General features: G+C 70.5%; 18 protein-coding genes. 9 read left to right on the forward strand and 9 right to left on the reverse strand.

Annotated features, from left to right (window positions below; all coding sequences use genetic code 11):
• Window positions 1-178: 178 nt before the first annotated feature.
• From ABFJ78_RS24125 to ABFJ78_RS24150, 6 genes are all read right to left on the reverse strand, one after another.
• Window positions 179-847 carry an NADPH-dependent F420 reductase gene (locus ABFJ78_RS24125; protein ID WP_436388617.1) on the reverse strand — a complete coding sequence of 223 codons (669 nt, stop codon included), beginning with the start codon at window positions 845-847 and terminating at the stop codon, window positions 179-181.
• Window positions 848-920: 73 nt separating this feature from the next.
• Window positions 921-1,865, reverse strand: a complete 945-nt coding sequence (locus tag ABFJ78_RS24130) for an SDR family oxidoreductase (protein WP_436388618.1) — start codon at window positions 1,863-1,865, stop codon at window positions 921-923.
• Window positions 1,866-1,900: 35 nt separating this feature from the next.
• Window positions 1,901-2,524, reverse strand: coding sequence for an NADPH-dependent F420 reductase (locus ABFJ78_RS24135; protein ID WP_436388619.1), 624 nt, complete (start codon window positions 2,522-2,524; stop codon window positions 1,901-1,903).
• Window positions 2,525-2,579: 55 nt separating this feature from the next.
• A complete protein-coding gene (locus ABFJ78_RS24140; protein ID WP_436388620.1) occupies window positions 2,580-3,482 on the reverse strand; it encodes a TIGR03619 family F420-dependent LLM class oxidoreductase in 903 nt (300 codons plus the stop codon).
• A gap of 120 nt (window positions 3,483-3,602) precedes the next feature.
• The gene (locus ABFJ78_RS24145) at window positions 3,603-4,226 is read right to left on the reverse strand and encodes an NADPH-dependent F420 reductase (protein ID WP_436388621.1); all 624 of its coding nucleotides are present in this window, start codon (window positions 4,224-4,226) and stop codon (window positions 3,603-3,605) included.
• 69 nt (window positions 4,227-4,295) lie between these two features.
• A complete protein-coding gene (locus ABFJ78_RS24150) occupies window positions 4,296-5,030 on the reverse strand; it encodes an SDR family NAD(P)-dependent oxidoreductase (RefSeq protein WP_436388622.1) in 735 nt (244 codons plus the stop codon).
• A gap of 223 nt (window positions 5,031-5,253) precedes the next feature.
• Here ABFJ78_RS24150 and ABFJ78_RS24155 point away from each other — a divergent pair, with 223 nt between their 5' ends.
• Window positions 5,254-6,165, forward strand: coding sequence for a LysR substrate-binding domain-containing protein (locus ABFJ78_RS24155; protein ID WP_436388623.1), 912 nt, complete (start codon window positions 5,254-5,256; stop codon window positions 6,163-6,165).
• A gap of 58 nt (window positions 6,166-6,223) precedes the next feature.
• Here the strand turns inward: ABFJ78_RS24155 and ABFJ78_RS24160 are convergent, their stop codons facing one another.
• From ABFJ78_RS24160 to ABFJ78_RS24170, 3 genes are all read right to left on the reverse strand, one after another.
• A complete protein-coding gene (locus ABFJ78_RS24160) occupies window positions 6,224-6,601 on the reverse strand; it encodes a hypothetical protein (RefSeq protein ID WP_436388624.1) in 378 nt (125 codons plus the stop codon).
• 61 nt (window positions 6,602-6,662) lie between these two features.
• A complete protein-coding gene (locus tag ABFJ78_RS24165; RefSeq protein WP_436388625.1) occupies window positions 6,663-7,184 on the reverse strand; it encodes a hypothetical protein in 522 nt (173 codons plus the stop codon).
• 445 nt (window positions 7,185-7,629) lie between these two features.
• Window positions 7,630-8,397, reverse strand: coding sequence for a FadR/GntR family transcriptional regulator (locus ABFJ78_RS24170; RefSeq protein ID WP_436389006.1), 768 nt, complete (start codon window positions 8,395-8,397; stop codon window positions 7,630-7,632).
• 393 nt (window positions 8,398-8,790) lie between these two features.
• Between ABFJ78_RS24170 and ABFJ78_RS24175 the strand changes: the two genes are divergently transcribed.
• Genes ABFJ78_RS24175 through ABFJ78_RS24210 form a run of 8 tightly spaced genes read left to right on the forward strand, consistent with a single transcriptional unit; the run spans window position 8,791 to window position 17,341 of the window.
• Window positions 8,791-10,002 carry an ABC transporter substrate-binding protein gene (locus ABFJ78_RS24175; RefSeq protein WP_436388626.1) on the forward strand — a complete coding sequence of 404 codons (1,212 nt, stop codon included), beginning with the start codon at window positions 8,791-8,793 and terminating at the stop codon, window positions 10,000-10,002.
• Window positions 9,999-10,916, forward strand: coding sequence for a carbohydrate ABC transporter permease (locus ABFJ78_RS24180; protein WP_436388627.1), 918 nt, complete (start codon window positions 9,999-10,001; stop codon window positions 10,914-10,916). The genes ABFJ78_RS24175 and ABFJ78_RS24180 overlap by 4 nt, the downstream gene beginning before the upstream one ends.
• Window positions 10,906-11,844 carry a carbohydrate ABC transporter permease gene (locus ABFJ78_RS24185; protein WP_436388628.1) on the forward strand — a complete coding sequence of 313 codons (939 nt, stop codon included), beginning with the start codon at window positions 10,906-10,908 and terminating at the stop codon, window positions 11,842-11,844. The genes ABFJ78_RS24180 and ABFJ78_RS24185 overlap by 11 nt, the downstream gene beginning before the upstream one ends.
• Window positions 11,845-11,846: 2 nt before the next feature.
• Window positions 11,847-13,766, forward strand: a complete 1,920-nt coding sequence (locus ABFJ78_RS24190; protein WP_436388629.1) for a hypothetical protein — start codon at window positions 11,847-11,849, stop codon at window positions 13,764-13,766.
• Window positions 13,763-14,692, forward strand: coding sequence for an aldo/keto reductase (locus ABFJ78_RS24195; protein WP_436388630.1), 930 nt, complete (start codon window positions 13,763-13,765; stop codon window positions 14,690-14,692). The genes ABFJ78_RS24190 and ABFJ78_RS24195 overlap by 4 nt, the downstream gene beginning before the upstream one ends.
• Complete coding sequence (locus ABFJ78_RS24200) at window positions 14,689-15,516, forward strand: amidohydrolase family protein (protein WP_436388631.1); 828 nt, start codon at window positions 14,689-14,691, stop codon at window positions 15,514-15,516. The genes ABFJ78_RS24195 and ABFJ78_RS24200 overlap by 4 nt, the downstream gene beginning before the upstream one ends.
• Window positions 15,513-16,574 (forward strand): zinc-dependent alcohol dehydrogenase, encoded by a 1,062-nt coding sequence (locus ABFJ78_RS24205; protein ID WP_436388632.1) that lies wholly within the window; start codon window positions 15,513-15,515, stop codon window positions 16,572-16,574. Before ABFJ78_RS24200 ends, ABFJ78_RS24205 begins: the two co-directional genes overlap by 4 nt.
• Window positions 16,571-17,341, forward strand: coding sequence for an SDR family oxidoreductase (locus ABFJ78_RS24210; protein ID WP_436388633.1), 771 nt, complete (start codon window positions 16,571-16,573; stop codon window positions 17,339-17,341). The genes ABFJ78_RS24205 and ABFJ78_RS24210 overlap by 4 nt, the downstream gene beginning before the upstream one ends.
• Window positions 17,342-17,379 lie beyond the last annotated feature (38 nt).

Raw genomic sequence — 17,379 nt, forward strand, 5'->3', positions numbered from 1 at the left:
GTGCCTCTCCTGGTCGTGCTCACGTGCTTGTCGTGCTCACGCTCGGTGCGACAGCGCCTGGACCTCATCGACGACCAGGTCGGGACGGGCGACGGCCCGCTCGTGGCCCCGCCCGGTGCCCTCCGGACGGGACCACAAACCCGGCCAGGGTCATCCCGCGGCCCGCGCCGACTCGCGGTTACCGCGTCGCGGCGGCCAGTGCCGCGCGGATGGCGTCCGCGCCGGCCGGCCGGCCGTTCTCGTTCGAGGGCGGCCCGTACGGGGTGCCCCACACCGGCGTGCCCGTCGCCTGCCGCCAGCTGCCGGCCAATGGTCCCGCGTCCACGACGCCGTACCCGATGGATGCGATGAATTCGGTCACCGCCGTCTTCGCCCGCGCGGAGTCCCCGGCGATCGGCAGGTACGAGCGGTCGGCCGCCCCCGCGGGGCGGGCGAGGGACAGCAGGTGCTTGAAGAAGATGGTGTTGAACGCTTTCACGACCATGGCGTCGGGGATGTACCGCAGCAGCAGTTCGCTCGAGGTGAGCGAATTGCTGTCGAGCTCGGGGAGGTGCCCGTCACGCTCGGGGCCGTAGTTGCACGTGTCGATGACCGTCTTCCCCGCCAGCGGCGCGGCGGGGACGTCGGGGAACGCCGTGACCGGCACCGTGACCACGACGATGTCACCGGCCGCCGCGGCTTCCTCGCGCGTCGCCGCGGAGGCCCGCGGCCCCAGCTGGGCGACCGTGTCCGCGAGCGTCTCGGGGCCGCGCGAGTTGCTGAGCACGACCTGGTGGCCGGCCGCCACGGCGAGCCGCGCGAGGGTGCCGCCGATGGATCCGCTGCCGATGAATCCCACAGTCGTCATGTTCTCGGAGTCCCTCCGGAAGAGCATTGTCCCGGTTGTTTGCCGGACTGGTGTGCGATGAGGACCGTGGCCGTCAGCCGGCGGGGAAGTAGTGGCCGTTGTCCAGATCGGCGAGCAGGCTGGGCTGAGCGGGTGCCCAGCCGAGCGTCCGGCGGGTGACGAGGTTGGACGTCGGGTAGCTCTGGTTGACCACGTTCGCGAGGAACCCGAAGTATCCCGGCAACATCAGTTCGTCCAGGGGCACGCTCACGGCGGGCAGGCTCAGGCGGCTGCCGATGGCTTCGGCGATCTCGCGGAACGGGATGCCCCCGTCCTCGACCGCGTGCCAGTAGCTGCCGGCCGGGCCCTTCTCCAGCGCCAGGCGGAACAAGGAGGCCGCATCGCGGATGTGTACGGCGTTCCACAGGTTCGCGCCGTCTCCGGGGTAGCCGGCGAAGCCCTTCTCCTTCGCCAAGGCGATCAGCGTGGGGAGGAAGCCGGCACGATCGGTCGTACCGTGCGCGATGTTGGCAATGCGCACGACCGAAGACCGCACTCCCCGCTCGGCGAGGCCGATGACGGTGGTCTCGACGACGTTACGAGCCCGCAGGGTGCCCTTGTGCTCATCGCCGACGGGAAGGGCCGGATCCTCCTCGGTGGCCGGCCGGCCCAGGTCCCGTCCGGTCCCGGGCGAGCCGATGCTCCCCGCCGCGACCAACGGCTTTCCGGTTCCCGCGAGGGCCTCGCCGTACGCGAGCATGATCGGGATCTCCGCGGCGGCCACGGCGTCGATCCCGCCGGAGGGAAGCAGGTCTTGCCGGTGCGCGACGTGGATGACGCCGTCGGAACCCGCGGCCGCGTCCTTGAGCCCGTCGAGGTCCTGGAGGTCGCCGCGACGGACCTTCGCGCCGAGCGCGGACAGCGCCGCCGCGGCCGTGTCCGACCGAGCCAGTCCGGTGACCTCGTGCCCGGCGGTGACGAGCTCGGGAATGATGTACGAACCGGAATGGCCGGTTCCGCCAGTGACGAAGACGCGCACGCTACTGCTCCTTCGGAAGAATGGGTGGGGTGCGCTCAGCCGGGGAAGTCGACGCCGAGGGCGACGTCGAAGGTCCCCGCGCCGTGGCGGGCCAGGCCCATCAGCAGCGGCCCGACCCCTTCCAGCCAGCGGGCCATCTCCAGGCCGCCGACGTCGAGGGGACGCAGTCCGAGGCTCTCGATGAACACCGACACGCTCGCCTTGGCGCCCGCGTCATCGCCGGCGAAGAGCACGTCCAACGGACGCTCCTGGACGAGGACGTGGCCGAAGACGGTGTTGAACGCCTTCACGACGTGCGCGCTCGCCGGGGCCGCCTTGGCGACCTCCTGCGCACCGGATGTGCCCTCAGGAGTGAGCAGCCCGGTGGCGTCGGCGTCGAAGGTGTTGGAGATGTCGATGACGACCTTGCCGGCCAGCGCATCCCCGTACTGGGTGACGACCGGCACGGCGCTGGTGTACGGCACGGCGAGGACGACGATGTCGCCCACCGGGACCGTGCCGAAGGTCCCCACCGTGGTCCCGGCGCCGAGTTCGGCGGCCAGGCCCTTGGCCTTGGCCGGGTCCCGGCCGACGAGTTCGACCGAGTTGCCGCCGGCGACCGCGCGGGCGGCGATGGCGTGGGCCATGCCCCCGAGGCCGATGAAACTGATGCTGCTCATGGTGAGCGCTCTCTTCCTTGGGTGGTCGTTTCTTCGGTGGCCGTTTCCCGGGCGGTCACAACCGGCCGGTACGCTCGATCACCTGGCCGGCGAAGTCGAGCAGCTGGTCAAGGCTGGTGAACATCGCGAAAGCATCGACGTACGCCTCGTCGACACCCGAGTCGGCGTACCGCTTCAGCTGGTCCGCGACCGAGTCGACGGACGTGCCCGGCTCGAGGTTGATCCGCATGGCGGTCTTCAGTGCGTCGGGATCGCGGCCGGCGTCCGCCGCCGCGCGGCGCGCGATCGACCACAGGCGGCCGGCGCCCTCGTCCTGACTGCTGCTCGACGCGGCGGGCGCCGGCCCTTCGACCCCGAGCCAGCCGACCCCGCTGCGGCCGACCCGGCGCATCGCGGCCTCGCTGGCACCGCCGATCCAGATGGGCGGCCCGCCCTCCTGGACCGGACGGAGGCCGGCGTGGACCGGTGGCATGGTGAAGAACTCGCTGTCCCAGGACACGGGACTGGTCGTCCACCACGCGTGCAGGAACGCCAGCGTGTCATCGAGCATCTTGCCGCGCCGCTGCCAGTCCGCGTTGCGGGCCACGTCGTATTCCTGCTTCAGCCACCCGAGCCCCACGCCGACACCGAGGCGGCCGTCGCTGAGCACGTCGAGCGTGGTCAGCTGCCGGGCCAGGTGCGGCGGCTCGTAGTAGAACGTGCTGAGCGTGCTGGTGTTCAGGCGCACCCGGCTGGTCGCCGCCGCGGCGACGGTCAACAGCAGCACCGGATCGAAGGAGCGGGCCATCTGCGGCCCCAAGCCCAGGTAGCCGCTGCCCACGTCGACCGGCGTGACCAGGCGGTCGCCGACCCACAGGGAGTCGTAGCCGAGGTCCTCGAGTCCGCGGACGAACGCGCTCAGGCCGGAGGCGCCGCCGACGGCGGGCCCGACAAGGGGAATCATGAAACCGAGCTGCATTGCGATGAGCCTCCTCAGGCGATATTTCTCGCCACTGTCGATTTCCGGCATCTGCCAGTCGGTGGTGAATCAGCCCGTCAGAGCGCGGGGCGCATTGTCGCCGGCTGCTCGGCCCGGGTGTCAGTCCGTGAATTCGTTGACGCCGAGGGCGAAGTTCCAGTGGCCGACCCCGTTGCCGGCCAGGCCCATCGTGAGCACGCCCGCACCTTCCAGCCAGTGCGCCATCTTCAGGCCGCCGACGTCCAGCGGGCGCAGTCCGAGGCTCTCGATGAACGCCGCCACGTCCGCCTTGCCCCGAGGGTTGTCGCCGGCGAAGAAGACGTCGGGCCGGCCCTCCTCAAGGACGCCGCGGAAGATGGTGTTGAAGGCTTTGAACACCATGGCGCCGGCCGGGGCGATCTTGGCGACCTCCTGCGCGATCGAAGTCGGCTCGCTGTGGGCCAGCCCGTCGAACGTGGCGTTGAAGGGGTTGCTGATGTCGACGATGATCTTGCCCGCGAGGGCGTCTCCGTACTCGGCGACGGTCGAAACGACACCGGCGTACAACACGGCGGTGATGACGATGTCCCCGGCCGGGACGGCACCCCACTTACCCGTCGTGGTGCCGCCGCCCAGAACCTCGGCCAGGGCATCGGCCTTGGACTGATCGCGTGCCATGATCTCGACGGTGTTGCCGCCCGCCACCGCGAGCGTGCCGATCGTGCGGGCCATGTTCCCCGCACCGATAAAGGTGATGTTGCTCACGAGCTGTGCCTCTTTCTGTTCTCGAGGTGCCTGTTCTTCAGGCGCCGCTCCGACTCGTTCGTGTGTGGTTCAGATAGCGGTCGTGCCACCGTCGGCGACCAGTTCCAGGCCGTTGACGTAGCTGGAGTCGTCGGAGGCGAGGAACAGGGCGATGCCGGCGATTTCTTCGGGGCGGCCCATCGTTCCCCGGGGGATGAGGGACTCGAAGGCGGCTCTGGTCGCCTCGTCGAACACCTCTTCCTGCTTGGCGGTGGCGACCTGGCCGGGGGTCAGGACGTTGACCCGGATCTTGCGGTCGCGCAGTTCGTTGAGCCAGACGCGGGCCCAGGCCTGCTGGACGGCTTTGCTTCCCGCGTAGAGGCTCCAGCCGGGGAAGGCGCCGAGCGAGGCGTTGGATCCGGTCATGAAGATCGAGCCGTTGTCGTTGATCAGCGGCAGTGCCTTCTGCACGGTGAACAGGGTGCCGCGCGCGTTGAGCCAGAAGGCGCGGTGGAACTGTTCCTCCGTGATCTCGCCGAGGACGCCGGGTTCGCCCGTCCCGGCGCTGGCCCACAGCACGTCGATCGAGCCCTTTTCCCGCTTGACGGTGTCGTACAAGCGGTCCAGGTCGTCCAGGTCGGCCGCGTCACCTCGGACGGCGGTGACGTTGCGGCCGATCAGCTTGACGGCGTCGTCGAGTGCTTCCTGCCGTCGGGCCTGGATGAAGACGTGCGCGCCTTCCTCGACGAACAGTTTGGCGCCGGCCAGTGCCATGCCGGTCGATCCACCGGTGATCACCGCTACCTTGCCATCGAGCTTTCCCACGGTCACACCTTCGAATTGTCGGGTTTCCGAAACGGGAACGGAAGAGGCCCAGTTCTTGAGTTGCTCATCCTGGTTTTGGGCCCTGCTATCGAATACCGATCCCGAATTCTTGTACGGAGTGTTCTCTCCTCCCCACGAACGATGCCACCGGCCTGAGCCGGCGTCCAAGACCCGTTTCAGCCGCGGTGATACCCTCGAGGCATTGCCGGACCGGGAGGCCCCGATGGATCTGGACCTGCGCAAGCTGCGCTACTTCCTCGCCGTCGCCGACCGGCTGCACTTCGGCCGCGCCGCCGATGAGCTGCACATCGCGCAGCCGGCGCTCAGCCGGCAGATCCGCGCACTGGAAAAAGACCTCGGCGCCTCCCTGTTCACCAGGGACAGCCACGGCGTGACGCTGACTGACGCGGGCCGACAGCTGATGGACGACGCCGGCCCGCTGCTCGCCTCCGCGCACGCGGTCCGCCACCGGGTGTCCGTGGCAGGACGCGACGGCCGGCGGCTGGTGGTCGGCTTTCGGGCCGGCATCCCGGTCATCCCGGCAACGCGGGTGTTCGAGGCCCAGCATCCGGACGTAGTCGTGGACGTGCAGCGAATGGAATGGGACGACCAGGCCCCGATGCTGCTCGACGGCCGCATCGACGTCGGCTATGTGCGGCTGCCCATCGACGAGACCGGCCTGCGCGTGGCTCCGCTGTACACCGAGCCCCTCATGGTGGCGCTGCCCACCGATCACCGACTGGCCGGCAAGGATGAGGTCACCGAGGCCGACCTGGCAGGCGAGCCGCTGATCTGGCACGCCGACGCGAGCACGCAGCCCACGCGGCGCCCGCACCCCGACTCCGGCCTCCGGGTGCGCGGCGTGGAGGAGAAGCTCGAGCACGTCGCGGCAGGCCGGGGCATCTCGTTCGTGGGGCGTTCGGAGACCGTGTTCTTCTCACGCCCGGACATCAGCTACGTGCCCGTCCCGGACCTGGCGCCCGACCAGGTATTCGTCGCGATGGCGGCGTCGCGCACCTCGCCGCTGGCCGACGCCTTCTTCGCCGCGGCTCAGGCGACGGCTGAGATCACGGCGGAATGCGGGAACTATGACATGTGGCAGCTTGCGAACGACGCCGCTTCAAAGCGCGGTTGAGCAGCTCGGCTGACAACAACCAGACCCGACCTCCAGTACCCGCATGCCATGTTCGCAGTCACGCGCGAGCGGGGTCCTGCTCGGCCACGGCTACCGCCCGCCCCGGCCGCCGGCAGGGTTGTTGACCACGTTGCTCCTTGCCTGCGTGCTCGTGCTGGTCGCCGGCAATGACACCGCCGTGCGCACACCGGACGGCGTGAAGGCATGCACTCTCACCGAACGGCGTTTCCGGACTGTGGAATGGGTTTAGGAGAACTCGGCCCGCAGGACAGCCCGCGGCGAAGCAGAGGTCGACCAGGCTGTCCGGCGCCAGCACTACGTCGCCCGAGTTCACTTCGCGCATGGCCTGCACCGTCTCGAGGTCGAAAAGATACCGCTGCTGTTTCAGCTCGCCAAGGCACCAGCCGGCCGGAGTACCCGACGCACTGCTGTCCACACGAGACTGATGCCGGAGACCAGGACGTTGGCAGGGACACGATGCACGGCGGGGCAAGTCATCACCACGCGATGCGAAGCAAGTCTCGGTAGAGCATCTCGCTCACCGGTTCGGCCAGCAGTCCACGCATTGCGCTCGGCGCGCCGCAGGCAGATCGCCGGCCTTCTGGTGACCATCGGCCAGGGTGGGCGACGTCGACGATCGCGTCGAGCATCTCGCGCTGGAGCCAGGAACTCCAGGCGTACCGTCCGGATGGGACGCTGCTGAACGGTGTCCCCTCGACCAGGTCCGGTGCTTGCTGCAGGTCCGAGGCCACACATTCTCGCTGAGCGAGACCGCGGCCGGCAAGGTCTCGGAGGGTCTGCCAGTCGGTGGTGAACGAGTCGGACATCCGGTAGCCGCCGTGGCGTGCGTCGACGTTCGGGACGTACAGTTCGCCGTTCGCGTCGCGGCCGAGCCACGTCCGAAGGCGCGAGATGTAGCCCTGCCGGGTGGCCGCTGACCAGGGTTGGGCGTCGGTGCCGAGCTGGCGGGAGATCTCGTCGGCCGTGACGCCGGGGTGCAATCCTTGCCGGCCGTTCACTCCGGTCGCCGTCGTTGACGGCGGGCGCCAGGGCGTGCGCCGTAAAGGCGTCTTCATCCGCCGGCTCGGGCGCGGGCGCGGGCGAGGTCAGCGCGGTCAGCACCTCGGTGTTCGGCGGGGAAAGTGCGGGGTTGCCAGTAGAAGACATGATCGAGGTCAGCGACAGGACCCGCGATGGGGTGCTCCGCGGCGACCAGTTGCGCCGCCATGCCGCCCAGCGAGACACCGACCACGTGGGCGCGGGCAACGCCCCGTCCTCGGCCATGTCCGCGAGAACTTGGCTGTTGCGTGACTTCGCTGCTCAGCGGGATAGCTGAGATGACATCCTGGGACACGTCCGGCTGCTGCGCCGCGTGAGCAGGCCCGAGGGCCTGACGCCATGGTCACCGTCATCGGCGACTCGACTGCCCACAATGGACATGTGGTGCCGCGGAACGGCTTGGCGTCAGCCGAAAAGGCGCCGCTGGATCTCGCGGCGGTAGTCCTCGAGGGTGTTGTCGAGGTGCACCGCGGCGGCTCGGGCGGCCGCTTCCGGGTCGCCGTCGCGGATGGCCTCGTAGATCGCCGCGTGTTCCTCGATCGCCTCCGCCGCGTGCCCGCCGACCGTGCCGTGCAGCCCGATGGTGCTGGACTGGTGCTGCAGGCGCCGGGCTTCGCGGACCGCGGCGAGGAGGAACTGGTTGTGGGACGCCGCCGCGATGCCGAGGTGGAAGTCGTCGTCGCCGCGGTCGAACAACGCCACCTCGCCGGTCAGGTGTCCCTGACGGCAGGTCTCGGCGGCCGCCTCGATCGACCGGAGCTCGACCGGGGTGGCCCGGGTGGCGGCGAGCCTGCTGGCCGTCATCTCCTGGACGCGGCGGAACTCGAACAGCATGTAGACGTGGTCCAAATCGGTGGGCAGGAAGAACCCCGACCAGCGCGACGAGCCCAGCATTCCCTCGTCGTCGGCCACGTAGAGGCCGCGGCCCTTCTGGGCCCGCACCCGACCGATCGCGGAGAGGATCTTGATTGCCTCCCGTACGACCGTGCGCGAGGTGCCCAGGCGGGCGGCGAGCTCGTTCTCCGTGGGCATGCGGTCCCCGGCCCGCAGCTTGAGTTCGGCGATCAGCTGCAGGATCTGTTCGGCGACGAGTTCGTACCCCGGCCGGTAGGAGGCCGCCCCGTTCGCGGCCGGGCCGCCGCCGGCCGGTCCGGGTTCGCCTGATGCGGCCATCTCATCCACCCGCTGGTCTCCTTCCGTAGGACTCACCACTGCCCGTAGGGACCATACATCGCGATGCCGACAAGGCCAATGTGTAGGACTCATTTTCGCTGCACGCAGCAGACAGTCAAAGAAATTCGGTCTTCACCTCTTGACGACGTCGCCCCTGCCAGCTGTGATGGTGCCACCGAGCGATCGCTCGGCGAATATGTGTCGTACACATCTCGGGGCCACGATGGAGTGGAGTACCTCATGACAGTTCATGCGCGCGCTACCGGAACCAGAGGCGCATCCGCGCGCCGGCGGTACGCAGGGCTGGTTCTCGGTGTCGTGGCCGCCCTCGCCGGGGTCACGGCCTGCGGAAACGGCGGAAGTGACAGCGGCGCCCAGGGCGGGTTCCGGCCGGTGGAGCAGACGGGCGGGAAGATCACCGTCTGGGTCGACTCGACGCGGCTGCCGGCCGCGCAGCTGTACCAGAAGCAGCACCCGTCGGTGCAGCTGGACATCGTCACCTACGACGGGGACGCCAACGGCTCGAACTACCTGCAGACCAAAGTGGGCCTGTTCAACCGGACCCGCAGCGGCTGGCCGGACGTGGTGTTCAGCTCGCAGAACAACGAGACGACCTGGGCGGTGCCGGCGGGGTTCACGGCGCCGCTGAACAAGGGACAGATCCCGGAAGCCACCCTGAGCGGCTGGACCGCCGGCGCCAACGACCCGTGCACGGTCGAGGGCACGTTGTACTGCTTGCGCAACGATCTCGCCCAGACCGTCCTCTGGTACAACGCGCCGCTGATGCGGTCGTGGGGCTACCAGGTCCCGAAGACCTGGGAGGAGTACCAGGCGCTGGGACAGCGGGTCGCCTCCGAGCACCCGGGCTACCTCGTGGGCACGGCAGGCGACAACTTCACCCCGGAGATCTACTTCTGGGCGAGCAAGTGCGGCGCCAACGACATCACCGGCCCGAAGTCGGTCAAGGTCGACACGACGAGCCCGAACTGCACCCGGATGGCCTCCTTGCTCGACACGCTCGTCAAGAACCGGACGATGGCGACCAGCAGCGTGTTCAGCTCCGACTTCGCCAAGAACTCCGCGGACAAGATCCTCATGATGCCCGGACCGTCGTGGTTCGGCGGATCGGTGTTCCAGGAGTCGTTCAAGACCCCCGCCGGGCAGATCGCCGCGGCCCCGCTGCCGCAGTGGGCGGGCGACCCGGCCCCCTCGGTCGGCAACGTCGGCGGCGGCACCTGGCTGCTGTCGGCCCACAGCGCCAACCTCAAGGACGCCACCGACTTCCTCACCTGGGTCACCACCTCGGACGACTACCAGGGCACCGTCTCCCCCGGCTACCCCGCCTACGCCCCGGCAGCCAAGACCTGGCTGGCGAAGCAGTCCTCCGGCAAGTACTACGCCAACGACGTCGGCGCGCCGCTGACGGCGGCCGCCCCGCAGGTGTGGCGCGGATGGGGTTACGGGCAGTTCAGCCAGGAGGCGATCTGGGCCGCGACCGTCACGCCCGGACTGACCGCGGGCAAGACGATCGAGTCGATGCTGCCGGAGTGGCAGACCGCGATCACCAACTACGCGAAGTCGAACGGGTACGAGGTCACCCGATGACGACCGCCGCCCCGGCCACCCGGACGGCCAGGACCACGCCCCGGCGGCGGGTGTTCTGGCCGGGCCGGTCCGGCCACCTCTTCGTCGCCGCCTACGTCGTCCTGCTGATCGCGTTCGGCGTCGTCCCCACGGTGTACGCGGTGTACTTCGCGTTCACCGACGCGGGCGACAACTTCGCCGGCCTGGCCAACTTCGTCGAAGCCGCCACCGACTTCCGGTACTTCGCCGCCGTCGGGCACGTCGCGCTGTACCTGGTGTTCTGGCTGGTTTCGCTGGTCGTGTTCGTGGTGGGGCTGGCCCTGGTGCTGCACCGCCTGACCGCGGACGCAGTCGGCAAGACCCTGCGTTTCCTGTACTACATCCCGGGCGCGCTGGCCGGGGCCGCCAGCGTGCTGGTGTGGCTGTTCATGCTGGACCCGTCGGTGAGCCCGGTCAGCTCGCTGCTGCGCGCGCTCGGCTTCGACACGTTCGGCCAGGTCGTCGCGCCGGACCACCTCCCCGTGCTGTTCACCCTGATCGCGTTCTGGACCGGGGCGGGCGGCTGGATCGTCGTGATGTACGGCGCCCTCAACAACATCTCCCCCGACCTGCTGGAGGCGGCCCGGATCGATGGCGCCGGCGTGTGGCAGACGGCGTGGCGGATCCAGATCCCCTTGCTGCGCAAGTGGATCGTGTACATGGTCATCCTGGCGTTCGCCGGCGGCACGCAGCTGTTCGTCGAACCGCAGCTGCTGTCGCAGGCGAGCGTCGGCGTGGCCGGGCACGACTACTCGCTCAACCAGCTGTCCTACGACTTCGCCTTCCAGAACAACAACGTGAACACCGCCGCGGCCATCTCGGTGGAACTGCTGCTGGTCGGACTCGTCGTCGCCGGCGTGTTCGTCGCACGATCGGGGTTCTTCGATGCCGACTGACACCCACGTTCCCACCTCGGCGACCGCACCGGCCCGCGCGCGTGCCGTACCGCCCCGGCGGCGCGGCGCCAAGAAGCTGCCGAACCCGCTGTCGGCCCTGGTTCTCGTGCTGTTCCTCGTCTTCTTCGTGCTCCCGGTGCTGTGGCTCGTGCTGGCGGCGACGAAGACCGACGACCAGCTCGTGCACGGCAACCCGCTGTCGTTCGGCTCGTGGCGGGCGCTGGCCGACAACTGGACCGCGCTGACCTCGTTCGGGGACAACGCGATCTTCCGCTGGCTCGGCAATTCCGCGGTGTATTCGTTCGTCGCCCTCGTGATCACGCTGTGCGTGGCGATCCCCGCCGGTTACGCGCTCGCGATGACCGAGTTCCGCGGCCGGCGCACGCTGCTCGTCGCGACGCTCGTGGTCATGCTGATGCCGAACGCCACCCTCGTCGTGCCGCTGTTCCTCGAGGTGAACGCCGTGCACCTGATCGGCTCGATGTGGTCGGTCATCCTGCCGTACTCGTTCTACCCCTTCGGCGTGTACTTGACCTACATCTACTTCAGCACCGCGGTGCCCCGCGATCTGATCGCGGCGGCGAAGCTCGACGGCTGCACGTCGTTCGGCGTGTTCCGCCACGTCGCCCTGCCACTGGCGACGCCGATCGTCGCCCTCGTCGGCTTCTTCAGCTTCGTGGCCAACTGGACCAACTACTTCCTGCCCTACGTCCTGCTGCCGCAGAGCGACCAGTTCCCGGTCCAGGTGGGCCTGGGCACGTTGCTGAACGCGGTGCCGCAGTTCAACCCGACCGTCGGCACCGCGGCGGTGCAGCGGCCGGAACTCGCGCTCGCCACCCTGCTGGCGATCACCCCGGTCCTCGTGGTTTTCCTGTTCTCCCAGCGTTTCCTGGTCGCCGGGATGCTGGCCGGCGCGACCAAGGAGTAGCCATGCACCCCGCCATCACGGCCTCGGTACCCCTGCTCGAGCCCCCGGGATGGGCGATCGCGCAGCGAGAGCTGTTCGCCCTGCTCGACCGCGCGTGGCGACAGTTCGCCCGTGACTTCACCGGCCCGGACGGACGGCTGGCCTACGACGACGTCCTCACCACCCGCGACGGCGTCGACGACTTCTACGAGACGTTCTTCAACTGGCCGCAGCTCTACCTGCTCGGCGGCGCCGACGACCTGCTCGCCGAGTCCGAGCGGCACTGGGAGGGCGTCACCCGTCAGCTGACCGAGCTGGGCATGCTCGACGACGAGTACGAGCGCGGCTACGACTGGTTCCACCAGGGCGAAAGCCTGCTGCTGCTGTACTTCCTCTGCATGGCCGCACCCGAGCGGTGGCGGGAGCGCGCGCTGCGGTTCGCGGAGCTCTACGTCGACCCGGCCCACGGCAACTACGACCCCGCGCACCGCATCATCCGCCGTCCCCACAACGGCAGCGATCCGGCGCGCGAAGGGCTCTTCGACGGCGCTACGTACCCGTGGCTGGCCAAGGAAGCCGCGATGTACGGCTTCCCGCTCGAGTGGCTGCTGCCGCCGGACGCACCGGAGCCGCCCCGGGACCGGGACCCCCGGCTGGGCGAGGAGATGCGGCGGCGGACGGGCACCGGGGACACCGCGGTCAACCTGGCCGCGGCCGGGCTGGTCGGCAACGCGTGGCTGCTGTCCGGCGAAGAGCGCTATCGCGACTGGCTCGCCGAGTACGTCGGCGCGTGGCGGGAACGTGCGACGGCGAACAACGGCATCCTGCCCGACAACGTCGCGCCCGACGGCACCGTCGGCGGCCTGCTGGAGGGACGCTGGTACGGCGGGCACTACGGCTGGTCCTGGCCGCACGGCTGGTACAGCGTCGGGCACGCCGCCGTCGTCGCCGCACTGGCGGCCGCCCTCGCCACCGGCGACGACTCCCACACCGACCTCGTGCGCCCGGCGCTGGACGAAATCATCGCCCACGGCAAGGTGATGGCGTTCACCGAAGCGGATTCCAGCCTCGCCACCAAGTGGACGGTGCAGCTGCGCGAAGACGTGGAAACGCCGACGCTGCACGTGCCTTTCCGGTACGACGACCGCGGCTGGTTCGACTACAACCCGATGCTGATGGGCGTCCCGGTCGCGCTGTGGCACCACTCGGGCGCACCGGAGGACCGCGCCCGCCTCGAGCGGTTGCGCGCGGCGGGCGGCCACGACTGGCGGACCGTGCGACCGTTCCGCAGCAAGGAGGAGGCCGGGCACGAAGAGCCGTGGTACGCCTACCTCGCCGGCGACAACCCGGACTACCCGGAACGGATCCTCGCCGCCGCCCAGGCCCAGGTGCGGCACCGGCTGACCCGCATGGAGCGCCACCGCGGCCGTCCCGTCCCCGAGGCCGACATCCACCTGTGGCAGCAGTCCAACCCGGTGGTCACCGAGGCGCTCGTCCAGCTCACCTGGGGCGGTCCGCAGGTCGTCTACAACGGCGGGTTGCAGCAGGCCCGCGTCCGCTACTACGACGCGGCCGCGCGACGCCCCGGCCTGCCCCCCTCGGTGGCGGCGCTGGTGTCCGCCATCGACCCCGAGGCGACAGTCGTCGAGCTGGTCAACCTGGACCCGGAGGTGCCGCGGTCGGTGATCGTCCAGGCCGGCGCGTTCGCCGAGCACCACATCCGCGGCGTGGAGTACACGGCGTGCGAGGACCCGTCGTGGATCGGCGACCTCTACGACTACGGCCACGGCGAACCGGTGGTGACGACCACGTCCCTCGCCGTCGACGGCCCGTGGCTGCGGGTGGAGCTGCCCCGCTCGACCCGGATCCGCCTGACCCTGCGGCTCGCCCTGCGGGCCCGGACCGCGTCCTACGCCACCCCGTTCGACGGGCGTGACGCGTGAAGCGAGGACCACTCGGCGGCACCGGGCTCGAGGTCTCCGAACTCGGTTTCGGAGCCGCCCCGCTCGGCCGGGATCCCCGAGGCATCGACGCCGTCCACACCGCACTCGAGCTCGGCATCACGTTCTTCGACGTCTCCCCGTACTACGGGCGCACGGTCGCGGAAACCGTGCTGGGCAAGGCATTGCGTGACGTGGAGCGGTCGGCCTACGTGCTCGCCACCAAGGTCGGCCGGTACGGCGACACCGACTTCGACTTCTCCGCCCGCCGGGTCACCCGCAGCGTGCACGAAAGCCTCGACCGGCTGGGGACCGGCCACCTCGACCTCGTCCTGTGCCACGACATCGAGTTCGGTGACCTCGCCCAGGTCGTGCGTGAAACGATCCCCGCTCTGCGCGCCCTGCAGGAGACCGGTCTGGTCGGTGCCGTGGGCGTCTCGGGCTTCCCGTTGCCCGCGCTCGCCCACGTCGTCGAACGCACGCCGGTCGACGCCGTGCTCTCGTACTGCCAGTACACGCTGCAGAACCGGCGGCTCGCCGCGTGGCGGGAGCGGTTCGCCCGCCACGGCACGGCCGTGATCAACGCGTCCCCGCTGTCGATGGGGGCGCTCACCAACGGCGGGGCGCCGTCCTGGCACCCCGCGCCCGCGGAGGTCCTCCGGCAGTGCGCGCGGGCCGCCGAACTGTGCCGGGCCCGCGGCGAGGACCTCGCGCGCGTCGCCCTGCGGTTCGCGGTCGAGACCGGCGGATTCGCATCGACGCTGGTCGGCGCGGCGGACCCCGAGGAGGTGCGCCGGGACGTCCGCTGGATCGGCGAACCGGTCGACGAGGACTTGCTGCGCGCGGTCGAGGAGTGCCTCGCGCCCGTCCGTGACCGCTCGTGGCCCAACGGACGACCGGAGAACCAGAACCCGGGAGGGACGGCGTGACCGCGATCCTCGACGCCCACGTGCACTTCTGGGACCCACGGCGGCTGCGCTACCCGTGGCTCGACGACATCGCCCCGCTGCACCGGCCGTTCACCCCGGCCGGCTTCCCCGGCCGCGGTGCCGTGATCGCGGTCGAAGCGGGACGGACGTCGGCGGACGCCGCCGCCGAGGTCGCGTGGATCCGGCGCGAAGCCGGCGAGCACCCGTGGATCCGCGGGATCATCGCGCATGCCGACCTCGAACATCCCGGGGCGACGAGCCGTTACGCGGGAGACCCGTTCGTGGTCGGGGTGCGGCGCAACGTGCAGGACGAAGCCCCGGGTTTCCTCGAGCGGCCGGACTTCCGCGCGGGGGTCCGTGCGCTGGGAGAAGCAGGACTTCCGTTCGACGCCTGCGTCCGCGCGCACCAGCTGCCCGAGCTGACCGCACTGGCCGAAGCCTGCCCGGAGACCACCCTCGTCCTGGACCACCTCGGCAAGCCGTCGCCCGGCGGGCCGGGGTACGACCGGTGGCGGCAGGAACTGCGGCGGCTTGCCCGGCACGGCAACGTGCGGTGCAAGCTTTCAAGCCTGGCGACGGAGACCTCCCCGGGCACCGGCCGTTCCGCGGTGGTCGACGCGCTGCGGGAAGCCCTGGCCGCCTTCGGGCCCGATCGGTGCCTGTACGGCAGCGACTGGCCGGTCATGACGCTCGCCACCGACCACCAGGCGTGGCTGGACATCGTCCACGCCGCCCTCGACGGGCACCCCGCCGACGCCGTCCTCCACGACAACGCCGAGCGGACCTACCTCGCCCGCGCAGCAGCACGAAAGGACACGCCATGACCGCGCCACCGCAGAGCCCGCCCACCCGGCGGGTCGCCTACTCCGGCCGCCGGAGCCTGGTCGTCGAGGGGGCGGACCCCGTGCCGCCGCCACCCGGCCACGTCCGGATCGACGTGGCCTACACCGGGATCTGCGGCACCGACCTGCACATCTACCACGGAGACATGGACGGCCGCGTCCAGCCGCCCGGCGTGCTCGGGCACGAGATGTCCGGACGGGTCGCCGAGCTCGGCACCGGCGTCGAAGGCTGGCGGCCCGGCGACGCCGTGACGGTCATGCCGCTGCGGTGGTGCGGCGAGTGCCCCGCCTGCCGGACCGGGCACACCCACGTCTGCCACCGCCTGGTGTTCCTCGGCATCGACGCGCCGGGGTCGATGCAGACCAGCTGGACGGTCCCCGCCGAAACGCTGGTCCGCCTGCCCTACGACCTCCGGCTCGACCACGCCGCGCTGGTCGAGCCCGTCGCCGTGGCCGTGCACGACGTCCGGCGGGCGGACCTGCGGGCAGGCGAGCGGGTGCTGGTGGTCGGCGGCGGGCCGATCGGGCTGCTCATCGCGATCGTCGCGCGCCGGTCCGGAGCGGCCGTCCTGCTGGCCGAGCCGGACCCGTTCCGCCGCTCGGTCGCCGAAGGCCTCAGCCTGACCCCGCTCGACCCGCGTGCCGAAGACTTCTCCGCCACCGTCGACCGGCAGACCGGCGGGGCCGGCGTCGCGGTGGCGTTCGAGGTGTCCGGCGCCGAGGCGGGCGTGGCGACGGCGGTCGGCGCGCTGGCCACAAGGGGGCGGCTGGTCCAGGTAGCCATCCACCCGGTGCCCCGGCCGGTGGACCTGCACCGGTTCTTCTGGCGTGAACTGACCCTGGTCGGCGCCCGGCTGTATGACCGCGACGACTTCACCGCCGCGGTCGGGCTGCTCGGCGAGGGTGCGATCCCGGCCGCCGCGCTGATTTCGCGGACCGAACCCCTCGAGCGGGCCGCCGACGCGTTCGCCGCGCTCGAAGGCGGCGAGGGCGTGATGAAGGTCCTCGTCGACTGTCGCGCTTACGGGGAGACGCGATGACCCCGCGTTCCCCGTTCGACCTGACCGGCCGGCTGGCGGTGGTCACGGGCGCCCGCCGGGGGATCGGCCTCGGCATCGCCGAGGCACTGGCCGCCGCCGGCGCCGACATCGTGGCCGTCAGCGCCCGGCAAGAGCCTTCGGGCAGCGAGGTCGAAAAACGCGTGACCGCGCTCGGCCGCACCTGCACCGCCTTGAGCGCCGACTTCGGCGACCGGGCCGCCGTCGCGGAGCTCGCGAACACCCTCGCCGGGCTCGAGCGTCCGGTGGACATCCTGGTCAACAACGCCGGCACCATCGCCCGGGCCCCGGCCGCCGAACACTCCGACGCCGACTGGGACCGGGTGCTCACCGTCGACCTCACCAGCCAGTTCACCCTCACCCGGGAGGTCGGCAGGCACATGCTCGCCCGCGGGCGGGGCAAGATCGTGTTCACCGCGTCGCTGCTGAGCTTCCAGGGCGGCATCAACGTCCCCGGGTACGCCGCGGCGAAGTCCGGCATCGCCGGTCTCACCCGTGCCCTGGCCAACGAATGGGCGGGCGGCGGCGTGAACGTCAACGCGATCGTCCCCGGTTACGTCGAAACCGACAACACCGCGGCGCTGCGCGCGGATCCCGGTCGCTTCGCCGCGATCCTCGACCGCATCCCGGCCGGCCGCTGGGCCCGGCCCGAAGACTTCGGCGGTGTCGCCGTCTTCCTGGCGTCCGCGGCATCGGACTACGTGCACGGCGCACTGGTCCCCGTCGACGGCGGCTGGCTCGGCCGCTGAACCCGCTCCCGGATTTCCCCACCGCACGATCCTCAAGG

The organism is Amycolatopsis sp. MEPSY49, assembly GCF_051337345.1.
Classification (GTDB): Bacteria; Actinomycetota; Actinomycetes; order Mycobacteriales; family Pseudonocardiaceae; genus Amycolatopsis.

What these genes read in the sequence shown, in the direction of transcription:
- ABFJ78_RS24125 (WP_436388617.1), bottom strand. Translation starts at nt 847, where the DNA reads ATGACGACTGTGGGATTCATCGGCAGCGGATCCATCGGCGGCACCCTC.
- ABFJ78_RS24210 (WP_436388633.1), top strand. Translation starts at nt 16,571, where the DNA reads ATGACCCCGCGTTCCCCGTTCGACCTGACCGGCCGGCTGGCGGTGGTC.
- ABFJ78_RS24135 (WP_436388619.1), bottom strand. Translation starts at nt 2,524, where the DNA reads ATGAGCAGCATCAGTTTCATCGGCCTCGGGGGCATGGCCCACGCCATC.
- ABFJ78_RS24185 (WP_436388628.1), top strand. Translation starts at nt 10,906, where the DNA reads ATGCCGACTGACACCCACGTTCCCACCTCGGCGACCGCACCGGCCCGC.
- ABFJ78_RS24190 (WP_436388629.1), top strand. Translation starts at nt 11,847, where the DNA reads ATGCACCCCGCCATCACGGCCTCGGTACCCCTGCTCGAGCCCCCGGGA.
- ABFJ78_RS24205 (WP_436388632.1), top strand. Translation starts at nt 15,513, where the DNA reads ATGACCGCGCCACCGCAGAGCCCGCCCACCCGGCGGGTCGCCTACTCC.
- ABFJ78_RS24140 (WP_436388620.1), bottom strand. Translation starts at nt 3,482, where the DNA reads ATGCAGCTCGGTTTCATGATTCCCCTTGTCGGGCCCGCCGTCGGCGGC.
- ABFJ78_RS24155 (WP_436388623.1), top strand. Translation starts at nt 5,254, where the DNA reads ATGGATCTGGACCTGCGCAAGCTGCGCTACTTCCTCGCCGTCGCCGAC.
- ABFJ78_RS24170 (WP_436389006.1), bottom strand. Translation starts at nt 8,397, where the DNA reads ATGGCCGCATCAGGCGAACCCGGACCGGCCGGCGGCGGCCCGGCCGCG.
- ABFJ78_RS24180 (WP_436388627.1), top strand. Translation starts at nt 9,999, where the DNA reads ATGACGACCGCCGCCCCGGCCACCCGGACGGCCAGGACCACGCCCCGG.